This is a genomic window from Neorhizobium tomejilense (assembly GCF_964254135.1).
In the GTDB taxonomy this organism is placed as follows: domain Bacteria; phylum Pseudomonadota; class Alphaproteobacteria; order Rhizobiales; family Rhizobiaceae; genus Neorhizobium; species Neorhizobium tomejilense.
The window spans coordinates 1,312,946-1,325,124 of sequence record NZ_CAXUSO020000001.1 but is presented as its reverse complement, the minus strand read 5'-3'; the positions used below and the strand labels follow the sequence as shown (position 1 = coordinate 1,325,124).

At 62.2% G+C, this 12,179-nt stretch carries 9 protein-coding genes; 2 read left to right on the top strand and 7 right to left on the bottom strand.

The window, feature by feature from the left end:
• Window position 1: 1 nt before the first annotated feature.
• The 5 genes from ACSQ3G_RS06820 to ACSQ3G_RS06800 all read right to left on the bottom strand — a co-directional run bounded on the left by ACSQ3G_RS06820 (window position 2) and on the right by ACSQ3G_RS06800 (window position 8,229).
• On the bottom strand, window positions 2–835 hold the full coding sequence (locus ACSQ3G_RS06820; RefSeq protein WP_436111677.1) for a segregation and condensation protein A: 834 nt from the start codon (window positions 833–835) through the stop codon (window positions 2–4).
• Window positions 836–895: 60 nt separating this feature from the next.
• Window positions 896–1,912, bottom strand: coding sequence for a beta-N-acetylhexosaminidase (gene nagZ / locus ACSQ3G_RS06815; RefSeq protein ID WP_436109484.1), 1,017 nt, complete (start codon window positions 1,910–1,912; stop codon window positions 896–898).
• Window positions 1,913–1,993: 81 nt separating this feature from the next.
• The gene (locus ACSQ3G_RS06810) at window positions 1,994–5,125 is read right to left on the bottom strand and encodes an SPOR domain-containing protein (RefSeq protein ID WP_436109483.1); all 3,132 of its coding nucleotides are present in this window, start codon (window positions 5,123–5,125) and stop codon (window positions 1,994–1,996) included.
• A gap of 66 nt (window positions 5,126–5,191) precedes the next feature.
• Window positions 5,192–6,949, bottom strand: coding sequence for an arginine--tRNA ligase (gene argS / locus ACSQ3G_RS06805; protein WP_105401176.1), 1,758 nt, complete (start codon window positions 6,947–6,949; stop codon window positions 5,192–5,194).
• Window positions 6,950–7,011: 62 nt separating this feature from the next.
• On the bottom strand, window positions 7,012–8,229 hold the full coding sequence (locus tag ACSQ3G_RS06800) for a deoxyguanosinetriphosphate triphosphohydrolase (RefSeq protein ID WP_436109482.1): 1,218 nt from the start codon (window positions 8,227–8,229) through the stop codon (window positions 7,012–7,014).
• A gap of 136 nt (window positions 8,230–8,365) precedes the next feature.
• On the opposite strand from ACSQ3G_RS06800, the gene erpA reads away from it, so the two are divergent.
• Together erpA and xth are read left to right on the top strand one after the other, a co-directional pair.
• Window positions 8,366–8,695, top strand: a complete 330-nt coding sequence (erpA, locus tag ACSQ3G_RS06795; protein ID WP_436109481.1) for an iron-sulfur cluster insertion protein ErpA — start codon at window positions 8,366–8,368, stop codon at window positions 8,693–8,695.
• 82 nt (window positions 8,696–8,777) lie between these two features.
• Complete coding sequence (xth, locus tag ACSQ3G_RS06790; protein ID WP_436109480.1) at window positions 8,778–9,581, top strand: exodeoxyribonuclease III; 804 nt, start codon at window positions 8,778–8,780, stop codon at window positions 9,579–9,581.
• Between the two features lie 27 nt (window positions 9,582–9,608).
• On the opposite strand, the gene exoR is transcribed toward xth, so the two are convergent.
• Both exoR and ACSQ3G_RS06780 read right to left on the bottom strand, forming a co-directional pair.
• Window positions 9,609–10,403: an exopolysaccharide production regulator ExoR gene (exoR, locus tag ACSQ3G_RS06785; protein WP_046636889.1), complete on the bottom strand. Its 795-nt coding sequence runs from the start codon at window positions 10,401–10,403 to the stop codon at window positions 9,609–9,611.
• Window positions 10,404–10,882: 479 nt separating this feature from the next.
• Entirely contained in the window at window positions 10,883–12,112 is a 1,230-nt protein-coding gene (locus ACSQ3G_RS06780) for an OmpP1/FadL family transporter (RefSeq protein WP_436109479.1), read from the bottom strand.
• Between the last annotated feature and the right edge of the window lie 67 nt (window positions 12,113–12,179).

Here is a 12,179-nt window from a genome sequence, read left to right as displayed (position 1 = left end):
GTCAATCAACGCCTCCCTTGGCGGGCTGTGGTGGGGCGGGCTGTGACGGAGCGGGCAGCTGCGGTCCGGTTCCCTTGCGCATAAAGATCGGCTGGAAGGCGCCGTCCTGACGGATTTCGAGCTTGCCTTCGCGCACCAGTTCGAGCGACGCCGCAAAGGCACTGGCGGTTGCCGTGACGCGATCCTCCGGCGGCAGATAGGGCAAGAGATAGTGCTGTAGCGCCGTCCAGTCGACGATCTCGCCGAGCATGCGGGTCAGCAGTTCGCGGGCATCGACCAGCGACCAGACCTTGCGCCTCTCGATCGTCACCTGGGTGACGGCGGTGCGCTGGCGCAGGTTCGCATAGGCGGAGAGAAGATCGTAAAGCGTCGCGTCATAGGCGGATTCGACGCGATGCGGGATATGTTCCGGCGCGCCGCGGGCAAAGACGTCGCGGCCGAGGCGATTGCGGTTGACCAGCCGGGTCGCCGACTCGCGCATCGCCTCGAGGCGCTTCAGGCGGAAAGCGAGCGTCGCTGCCAGTTCTTCGCCGCTCGGGCCGTCGTCGCCCTTGGCCTGCTGCGGAATAAGCAACTTCGACTTGAGATAGGCGAGCCAGGCGGCCATGACGAGATAATCGGCGGCAAGCTCGATACGGACCCGCCGGGCGCTATCAATGAACAACAGATATTGCTCGACCAGTGCCAGAACGGAGATGCGGGCGAGATCGACCTTCTGGGTGCGGGCCAGATGAAGCAGCAGGTCGAGCGGACCTTCGAAACCGCTGACATCGATGACAAGTGCCGGATCGTCCGTCGCACGTTCGGCGCCGGCATCCTGCCACAACTTGTCCATCGGAATGGCGTTCTGCGATGTCGTCGTTGCCATTCCCCAACCTCTTGCTGTCGACAGCCGTCAGGAGACGGCGAGAAGACCCTGGAACTCCGCGCGGACCGCCTCCTCGCTCAAGCCATCGCCCCGGCCGAAGGCCGCTTCCACCGCCTTCGCACGCCGCAGCGCTTTCCCGCCAAGCGGCATCGCTTCCTTCACGACGGACTTCATTTCGTCCATCACGCCGTTGCAATGCAAGACAATATCGCAACCGCCCCCAACGATTCTTGCCGCACGCTCGCCGATCGTGCCCTTCAGGGCATTCATCGACGTGTCGTCCGACATCAGCAGCCCGTCGAAGCCGATATGGCCACGGATGATTTCGTCGATCACCTTGCGCGAAATGGTCGCCGGCTCATCCGGGTCGATGGCGGTGAAGACGATATGGGCGCTCATCGCCATCAGCTCATTCTTCATGGCGACGAAGGGCAGGAGGTCGTGCGCTTCCAGATCTGCGCGTGAGACGGTGACCACCGGCAGTTCGTGATGGCTGTCGGCCATGCCGCGGCCGTGACCCGGAATATGCTTCATGACCGGCAGCATGCCGCCCGCCTTGAGGCCGTCGGCAGCCGCCTGGCCCATTTCGGCAACCGTCTTCGGATCGAACCCATAGGCGCGATCGCCGATGACGTTGCTCGCCCCTTCGATCGGCACGTCGAGCACCGGCAAGCAATCGACATTGATGCCGAATTTCATCAGGTCGAAGGCATGCAGGCGCGACATCAGCCACGCCGCCCGCAGGCCCTTTTCGCGATCGCGGCGGTAAAGCTCGCCGAGCACGGCGGCCGAAGGATAACGCTCGATCATCGGCGGGCGGATGCGCTGGACGCGGCCGCCCTCCTGGTCGATCAGCACCGGCGCATCCGACCGGCCGATGGCATCGCGCATGGACGCGACGAGATCGGTGATCTGCGCCGGCTCGACGCAATTGCGGGCAAACAGGATGAAGCCCCAGGGCCGTTCATCCCGGTAAAGCGCCACTTCGTCGGCGGTGAGGGTCGGGCCGCTGGAGCCCAGGATCATTGCTTTTGATTCGCTCATGGTCCGATCTTAGATCATTGGAGGGCCAACGAAAAACGGGGCGCCCAGGCGCCCCGTCCGATTTCTTCGTTTTTTCGGCGCTTACCGGCCGACCAGGCAGGTGCCTCCGGCGGCGCGATAGCGTTCGCAGAGCGCCACGGCATCGTTCTTGCTGCCGGCCGGAATGCGGACGCGGTAGAACGTGCCTTTGCCGGCGATCTCGGCAGACTTGATATCGACGCCGCGGCCGCCGATGACGTTGCCGAACTTGGCCGACAGGCTCTGGTAGGATTTTTGTGCTTCCGCCTGGGACGGCAGCGAGGCGATCTGGATCACATAGTCACCGGACCCCAGCGAAGCGACCTGGTTCGAGGCGGAACCCGGAGCGGCTACCGCCGCCGGCTGTGCCGGTGCACGGACGTTGCCCTGATCGGTAACCGCAGCGACCACGTTGACCGGCTGCTCGGCCGGACGTGCGATCGGAACCGGAGCCCTCGCCGCCGGTGCAGAGGCCTGAACCGGAGCGACGGGCGCCGGAGCCTGTGCGGCAGCAGGAGCAGGACCAGGCGCCGCGGCAGCCGGGGTCGGCTGGGCGGGAGCGGCTGCGACGGCCGGCGTGACCGGGTTCGTTCTCACCACGTTGACGTGTTCGGCCGGCGCGGCCGGATTGGCAGGTGTCGAGACCGGAAGGATACCGCCAGCGCCGGCATTCGAGTTAGCCGGTTGGGGTTGCGTACGGACCGGTGTCGCCGGCACGGAAGCCGGAACCTTCTCGGGGAAAGCAGCGGCCGTTTCAACCGGCTTTGCGCCGGCGGCGGGCAGCTTGGCAGTTTCCGGCGCGGCAAGCGCCGGGGCTGCGATTTCCTGCTCGACCAGCTTGCCGTCGGGGCGGACGATCATCGTCTTGACCTTGCGCGGCATGACGGTCACCGGCTGCTGCTCAGCAGCGGTATTGTTTTGCGCGGTCCGATCCTGCGGCAGGAGGCGTGGATCCTCCGTCTCGCCGACATCGGTCGGCTCGATATCGTTCTCGCCTTCGAGCGGCAGCGTATCAGGCATCAGGGTCTTCTGCACGACGTCGATGGGCTCCTCGTTGGAGGAGATCAGGGTGCGCTGCTTCGGATCTTTCGGCGAAACGCCGGCGACACGGTCGTAGACCGCCTTGTCCTGGTTGGGGACAGTCTTGCCGCCCGGATTTTCCGGCGCAATCTTGATCGGTTCGTTATCGGCGGCAATGATGACCGGTTCGCCGCCCGATACGACACCCGAAACGCTGCTGCCGAAGAACGCGTAGGCGCCGGCACCTCCGAGGATCACAACCCCGGCAAGGACCAGCGGCACAGCCCAGCTGCGGACGGAACGGCGGGCGTTCTCGACGGTCGCGACGTAGTCAGCGTCGGAATAATGCAGTTCCTCGTGCTCGGCAGCCGGCAGCGGGGTCGTCAGGCTGCGGCGGAAATCCTCTTCCAGAGCCCGCTCGAAGTCGTCGAGATCCGTATAGTTCGGCGAACGGGCGGCTTCGGCGGCAGCCTGCCGGCCCCTCGGCGCGATATCGATTTCCGGCTTGCGTGCCTGAGCCGAGGCCGGCTTGGCGGGCGCGGCCAAAAGCGTCGCAAGCTCGGCATCGATGTCGAGTTCGTAATCGGGACGATAGGCCGGCGGCTGTTCCGGCTCTTCTGCCGGTAACGACGGTACGTCGAGTTCGGCGATCGCCTCCACCTGATCTTCCGAATCGGCAATCTGGGCCGGATCGAACGGCAGGTCGGCAATCGATTCCGGCTCTTCTGCAACCTGCGTCTCCACGACCGGTGTCGCCGCAGCGGTGACGGGTGCAACGCGCGCGACCGGCGCCGTGGAAGGAGCAGCAGCAGGTGCAGGCTCGGCTTTCACAGGGGCTGGCGCCGGAAACGGTGCCTGAACCGGATGTGCCTGCGCCTCTTCGACGACGATCTCGGCAAGGTCGAGTTCGAGACCATCGAGCGCCAACTCGAACTCCTCGTCGGAGAACGGATCCGTCTCATCCAGAGGACTCGGTTCGGCAACCGGGGATTTGGCAACCGGCGCATCGACAACAGAGGGCGCCGACGGCGCGACAGATGCGACGGTCTGCGTCACGGCCGGCTCGGGCTTCGCGAGCGGCTGCCCGTGGGATGTCGGCAGCGTATAGCGCTGGACGTCGTAGATCAGTTCGTCGAGCGCGGAGAACCTATCCTTTTGCGGCGCAGCGGCGACGGGCGCCGGCTGCGGTTCCTGGGCCGGCGGCTCGGCGGCCGGTGCCGGCTCGATCTTCGGGCTCGGGATATCGTTCAGGACCGGAGGCTCGAACGCATATTCGTTCGATGCAGATGCGGTCGCTTGAGAAGCGGCTACAGCCGCCTGTGCGGAGGCCGCTGCGACGTCTCGTGCCACGCTGAAATTGCTGAGCGGCATCCGGAAGCCGGGAATGTAGGCGCCTTTGCCCCTCTCCGTCTTCGGCTCAAACTTCGCTTCGGGTTCCAAATTTGCTTCAGGCTCAAACGCCGCCTCAGGCTCGGGGGCTGCCTCAGGTTCGAATGTCGCCTGATGTACGAACCGGACTTCCGGCTCGAATCTCGCTTCGGGCTCCAACGTACCTTCCGGGTCGAACGCCGCCTCGGACTCGGCCGCGATCGAGTTTTCCAGCTCCGCAGCGAGATCGAATTCCTCCGCGGGGTCTTCTGCCGACGCGGCGGGCGACATCGAGCCTGCAGCGGGGAAATCGGGCAGATCGAAAATGGGCTCCATGCGCGCGGATTCGACAGCCGGCTCGAATACCGGTTCCGCAGCAACACTCGCGTCAACGGCATCAACCGCCAACGGAGGCTCCTCGTCGCCGAAAATGTCAGCGCGCTCACTGATGGCGCTATCGGCCTGCGGCACTTCTACCGCGGCAGCTTCGGCGGGAACGAACTCCAACTCCTCAGGCTCTACCGGCGGGGCGGCGAAATGCTGAGGGACATCGTCAAGCGCGATATCGTGAATGGGGTCGAGATGCGGCGTGTCATACCGTTCGAATTCCTGAAGAAGCTCGTCTTCAAGATTGAACGCCGGCTCCTGCCGCGCAGTCGATGAAGTATCGGCGGAAGATGATCCAGGCCTGGCAGCGACGGGGAGATCGTCGTAGCCTACGATGCGGGCGAGTTCAGCCAGCGGGTCATCATCGGCAAAGAAGTCCGGCAAATCATTCCGGCTACGCGCAAGGTTGTTATCGGCCATTACCTCGTCCACTCACCTACATTACAACGCATATGCCAGTGCAATGTGGGGAAATGGTGGCGATATCTACCGCATTTCTTCCGGTGCCGCAGTGCCCGTGATCCCAAGTCCTGACTTCAAAACAGAGGCGACAGCATGCACCAGCCCAAGCCTGGCAATACTCAATTCTCGGTTTTTATCGTTAACAAAGCGTAATTCCGGTTGTTCTTTACCCTTATTCCAATGCGCATGGAAGAAACTTGCCAGATCATAGAGGTAAAAAGCAAGCCGATGAGGCTCCTGCGCCTGCGCCGCAGCCTCAACAATCCTGGGGTATTCCGCAAGTTTGGCAACCAGCTGCATCTCGTTCGGATCGTTGATCAGGCTGGTCGAACCTTTGAGGTCGAGCGAGTCGAAATCGAGACCCGGAAACGCTTCCTTTGCCTGCCGGAACACCGACGAGCAGCGCGCATGGGCGTACTGCACGTAGAAGACCGGATTGTCCTTCGACTGTTCGGTCACCTTGGCGAAGTCGAAATCGAGCGGCTCGGAACTCTTCCTGTAGAGCATCATGAAACGCACCGCGTCGCGGCCGACCTCGTCGACCACTTCGCGAAGCGTCACGAAGTTGCCGGAACGCTTCGACATCTTCACCGGCTCGCCGTTACGGTACAGCTTGACGAGCTGGCAAAGGAGCACGGTGAGCTTCGCCTTGCCGCCGGAGACGGCGCGCGCAACCGCTTCCAGGCGTTTGACGTAGCCGCCATGGTCGGCGCCGAGCACATAGATCATCTCGTCGTAACCACGATCGAACTTGTCCTTGAAGTAGGCAACGTCCGCCGCAAAGTAAGTATAGCTGCCGTCCGACTTGATCAGCGGCCGATCCATATCGTCGCCCACCTCGGTGGAGCGGAACAGCGTCTGCTCGCGATCCTCCCAGTCTTCCGGCAACTGGCCCTTCGGCGGCGGCAGCGTGCCCTTGTAGACGTGCCCCTTGAAGGTGAGGTCGTTGATCGCCTGGCGGATGCTTTGCGCGCCATTGGCGTGCAATGCCCGCTCCGAATAGAAGACGTCGTGATGGACGTTGAGTGCTTCGAGATCGTCGCGGATCAGCGCCATCATCGCATCGATCGCCGTGTCCTTGACGATCGGCATCCAGGCGTCTTCCGGCATGTTGTGCAGGCGGGGACCGTATTCCGCCGCCAGGGCCTGCCCGACTGGCACGAGATAGTCGCCCGGATAAAGACCCGAGGGGATTTCGCCGATCGTCTCTCCGAGAGCCTCGCGGTAACGCAGGAAGACCGAGCGGGCCAGAACGTCGATCTGGCTGCCGGCATCGTTGATGTAGTATTCCTTGGTCACATCGTAGCCGGCAAACTCCATCAGGTTCGCCAGCGCATCCCCCACCACCGCACCGCGGCAATGGCCGACATGCATCGGGCCGGTGGGGTTGGCCGAGACGTATTCGACATTCGCCTTCTTCTCCGCACCGACCTTGGAGCGGCCGTAATCCGTGCCCTCGGCAATGATCGATGCGAGCAGGCGCTGCCAGTAAGGCGCACCAAGCCGGATGTTGATGAACCCGGGGCCGGCCACCGAAACCTCGCTGACATCGGCATCGGAACGCAGCGCTTCGGCGATGATATCGGCAAGCGCACGCGGATTGGTGCCAAGCGGCTTTGCCAGAACCATGGCGGCATTGGTCGCCACATCGCCGTGGCTCTGGTCCCGCGGCGGTTCGACTGCGATACGGCCAAAATCAATCTCGCTTCGCTTTTCCTTGATGATATCAAGGCCTTCCAAAGCGTTCTTAATTCTTGTTTCGAAGTCGGCAAAAAGATTCATGTTCAATCATCCCCGAGACTTGCCCGAGGACCCTTGCTGGCCAGTGTCATTGGTGGCGGTGCCTAGCGTAAATCCGGAGTGTGGTCAAACAGCTCGCCATGCGCCTTGATTGCGAACGTATCGGTCATCCCGGCGAGATAATCGCCCACGTGACGCGCCCTCGCCGTCTCGCCGAGCCCGGCAATGTGATTGACCCAATAGTGGCTGCGCATCAGCGACGGGTCATTCATATAGGCGCCGAACAGGTCGGAGACGATCTGGGAGGCGCCGGCGCGGATGCGCATGATGTCCGGATGCCGGTAGATGCGCGAGAACAGGAGCTTCTTGATGCAGCGGTCGGTCTCGGCCATCTCCTGCGAGAACGTGGCGATGACATGTCCGGCGGCACGGACGTCTTCGGCGCTCTGAGGGTCCAGCTTACCGAGATTGCGCTGCGCGACGTCGATCACGTCCTCGACCATGTGGGTGATCTGCCGGCGCATGATCTCGTGGGCGAAACGGCTCGGTTCGAGGTGCGGATAGCGTGCCCTCACCTCCGTCATCAGCTTGGCGAGGAACGGGACCTCATCCAGCATCTCGAAGGTCAGCAGACCGGAACGCAGCCCATCGTCGATATCGTGGGTGTTATAGGCGATGTCGTCGGCGATCGCGGCGACCTGGGCTTCCAGGCTGGCATAGCTGGCAAGTTCCAGGTCGTGCAGTTCGCTATAGTCGCGGATCGGCTGCGGCACCGGACCGCGCGTCCCCTCGCCGGCGGCGCTCAGGAGCGGACCATTGTGCTTGACGAGGCCTTCAAGGCTTTCCCAGGTCAGATTGAGCCCGTCGAAATCCGCATATCGGCGTTCGAGCTTGGTGACGATGCGCAGCGACTGGGCGTTGTGATCGAAACCGCCATAGGGCTTCAGCATCTCGTCAAGCGCGTCTTCTCCCGTATGGCCGAACGGCGTGTGGCCGAAGTCGTGGACCAGCGCCACGCCCTCGGCGAGGTCCTCGTCGAGCTTCAGGGCGCGGGCAAGCGCGCGGGCGATCTGCGCCACCTCGATCGTGTGGGTCAGCCGGGTGCGGTAGTGGTCGCCGTCGGGGCTGATGAACACCTGCGTCTTGTGCTTCAGCCGCCGGAATGCCGTGGTGTGGACGATGCGATCGCGGTCGCGCTGGAATTCCGAGCGCGTCAGGCTGCCATCCTCGGGAAACAGACGTCCGCGCGACGCCCAGGGGTTGGCGGCGTAGACCGCCCGTTCGCCACTGCCGAAACCCAGCGCCCTGGTATCGATCGTCATGCCGTCACCTGTTTGTTCATCCGCCGCCTGCCGCCCATTGACGTGCCGTTCACGTCTTCATACCTATAGTGAAGCTGTGCGCAATGCCGGTGACAGGAATCTCTCCGGGCCTTGAACCCGGCAGGAGGCGGATAATATGGAAACCAATGTAACTCTTTCGAATGCGGCGGCCAAGCGCATCGCCGAAATCGTCGGCAACGAGACAGGCAAGCAGGCGCTGCGCGTCTCGGTCGAAGGTGGCGGCTGTTCGGGCTTCTCCTACAAGTTCGATCTTGCCGAAGCGCCCGCGGACGACGACGTGGTGATCGCCAATGGCAATGCCAAGGTGCTGATCGACAGCCTCTCGCTCGTCTACATGGCGGGTTCGGAGATCGACTTCGTCGACAACCTGCTCGGCCAGTCCTTCCAGATCAAGAACCCCAACGCGGTCGCCAGCTGCGGCTGCGGCACCAGCTTCTCGATCTGATAACCCTTCCTTCCGCGCAGTTCGCCCTTCCCAACGCTTCCTCTTTCGCTAAAAGAGGAAGCGAACATGGAGGCAAGGGCCGATGAAGATCGCCACCTGGAACATCAACGGCGTCAAGGCGCGTATCGACAGCCTGCGCCAGTGGCTGACTGATTCCTCTCCGGACATCGTCTGCCTACAGGAAATCAAATCCGTCGACGAGACCTTCCCGCGGCTGGAGATCGAGGCGCTCGGCTATCATGTCGAGACCCACGGCCAAAAAGGGTTCAACGGCGTTGCGCTGCTGTCGAAGACCAGGCCCGACGAAGTGATGCGCGGCCTGCCCGGCGGCGAAGGCCCGGACGGACAGACGGACGAGCAGTCGCGTTATATCGAGGGTGTCTTTTCGGTGCCGGGAGGCGCTATCCGCGTTGCTTCGATCTACCTGCCGAACGGCAATCCAGCCGACGATCCGGTCAAGTACCCCTACAAGCTGGCCTGGATGGAGCGGCTGCGCCAGCATGCGCAGAACTGCCTTCTCCTTGAAGAGCCGCTGATCCTTGCCGGCGACTACAACGTCATTCCCGAGCCGCATGATTGTTTCGATCCGGCGGTTTGGGCGACGGACGCACTGTTCCTGCCGCAGACCCGCGCCGCCTTCCGGCGCCTGGAAAACCTAGGCCTTATCGACGCTGTACGCGCCACGACCGACGCGATCAAGCTCTATTCCTTCTGGGATTATCAGGCCGGCGCCTGGCAGAAGAACAACGGCATCCGCATCGACCATCTCCTGCTCTCGGCGGAAGCCGCCGACAGGCTGAAATCCACGGCGATCGAGAAACATGTCCGGGCCTGGGAAAAGCCGTCGGACCATGTGCCCGTCATCGGCATGTTCGATTTCGGCTGATCGCCCGAAAGATTGGCGAGGCGTCGGTTATTCGACGCCTCTGGCAAACTCCTGAGACAGGGCGACCGCACCGCGGCGATCCTCTTCGCCGACGACGGAAAATGCCTGTTCCTGCAATTGCTGCATCCAGATACATTCCTTGGCGGTGCACTTGTCGAGCGCTGCTGTCATGAAGGCGAGCCCCCGCACCGTCTGGCCTTCCTGGAAAAGGACGTTGCCGAAAACCGACATGGCGCCCGGATGGCCGCTCTTGCGGGCCTGGTTCAGCCATTTCTTCGCCTGCTGGATGTTGGCGGTACCGCCCTCGCCGGCCAGGATCATCCGGGCCAGCTGAAACTGGGCTTCTGCCACGCCGAACGTGGATGCTGCCTGGAAATAGAGCTGGCGGGCCTGCGAAAGATCGGGTCTGACCGGGCTGCCGGGAATGCCGCGGCGATAATAGTTGGCCAGCGACAGAAGCGCGTTGATGAAGAAGCCGGTGTCCTCCGAGCCGGGTTCGACGCCCTGTGCCGCGATCTCGTTATAGATCTTGAAGGCCTCGAAATCGTCCTTCGCGACGCCGTCGCCATAGGCGTACATATTGGCAAGCGCCCAGCGCGAACCGGTATGGCCTTTTTCGGCGGCATAACGATAGGCTTCGACCGCATCTTCCTTCTGGCCGTTCTTATAGGCCTTGAAGCCGAACTTGAAGAGATCGAACGGCCCAGACTCCTTCGTCACGCCCGACTTGATATCGAAGGCCGCAGCCGATCCCGCCAAAATCGAGGCGAGCGACGCTCCAAGAAGCAATACTCTCATGGATCCAAAATCAGACTTCGACATAGTTCAGTTTCTTTCACTCCGCGCGCGACTACCCGCCGCAGCCCGAGCGTCGCTCGCTGCCGGAACAAGATTTGTCCGGGAATATCCCGTGCCTGCTCCTCCCGAGAGACGAATGAAACTGTAGCCGCCGTTTTCGGCAAGACTAGGACCCATAACCGCAGCGATTGCGGCAGGACAGGACGGCATCAGAATCCGCCTGCCTGAGCGCAAAAAGCCCGGCTTTTCATAAAGAAACCCGCCCATGATACTCCAATTACGCGCCGCGCCCCCGCGTTCCGCGCCTGTTCTTCCTCTATCGCTGCTCCCCGTTTGTGGCGGGAAGTGGACAGAAACGCCCCTCTCAAGGCCCCCGACAATAGTCTCGAAAAAGTGTTGCTAAATCGTCACAAGAGAAACGACGAAACTGTTCTCATCTGAATTAAAATTCGCCACAAAAAAGCCCGGTCGCAACCGGGCTTTCAAGCTTCAATCAAGTGAAGTCAGAATTTGACCTTCAGAGACGTCGAGAGGGCAGCGACCAGATCGTCACCAAACCGGTATGTTGCTTCGTCACCAGCGGCAATGCCGTTGATGGTCACGGCACTTGAGCTGCCGCCGGTCAGGACGCCAAGCACGCCGGCCAGACGAATCTCGACGTTCTTGTTCGGCGAGTAGGCGACACCTGCGCCGACGGTCCAGGTATCCGTGAGGGTGCCAAAGCCCTGCGAAGTCCCGCGATCCCAGGTGAGGCTGACCGCGCCGCTCCATTGTTCGTTGAACTTGTGGCCTACGCCGCCGGTAACCGTCCAACCGTCCCGGTATCCGAGTTCAAGCGCGGTAACTTCCACGCCGCCGGCATTGTAGAACGGGATCCGCTGCAAAACGCTCCAATTGGTCCATTTGACCGATCCGAACGCGAGCCAATCGGGAGCGATGCCAGACTGCAGCTTGAGCTCGATAGCCTCCGGCATAGCGGTAGAGCCTTCGACCGGAATGACCGTGCCCGCGCCGGGGATCGCGACCCCAAGGGCTGGCGAAAGCGCAGTCAGATCGACCTCGCCGGTGACATCCTTCAGCTTGACTTGGCTATAGTACATCAGGCTTGCGCGGAAAGCGTATTCCGGGATTTCATAGGCAAGCCCCGCACGCCAGCCCCAGCCGTCGCCTTCAAGATCAAGCCGTCCAACACCAGTTCCGGCCAGTCCTCCAGGAGCCAGCACTAGCCGCTCCTTGAAGCCGTCCATTTGCAAATAGCTGCCGCCGCCGATAACGCGCAAGTCGCCCTTGCCGGCATCAAATTTGTAGGAGCAGGTCAGCGCGTAGTTGTCGCTGTTGATCTTTGTCTCGATGTTCTGGTTTGCCCCGGCCCAACGGGCGCCTGGATTGGTATGTGCGCCATAGGGCTGCGAGTAATCGACCAAGCAATCGAACCCCTCGAAGCCCGCCTTGGCACCGATACGCGGAGACCAGTAGTCCTCCGTCTCCTCCACGGAGCTGGAATAACCCAACGTGTTGAGCGCGCCATCCCCCGCGATTGTGTCCGTGACGTTCTTGAGTTTCCTCTGGGGCATCACGTAGGTAGCCGTGGACTCGATCGCGACCGAAGACGGATCAAAAAGCAGATCGATATTGTATCCGCCCCGCTCGATGCCACCCGCGAGCGCAGGCGACTGAAGGGTGCATCCAGCTACGAGAGCAAAGACGCCCCTTGAGATTAGTTTGCTTACCATAAATTCTCCCACTCCCTGGTAAGTGACCGAAATCACTCTAGATGGTTCGCTCCAATTGACAACTTTC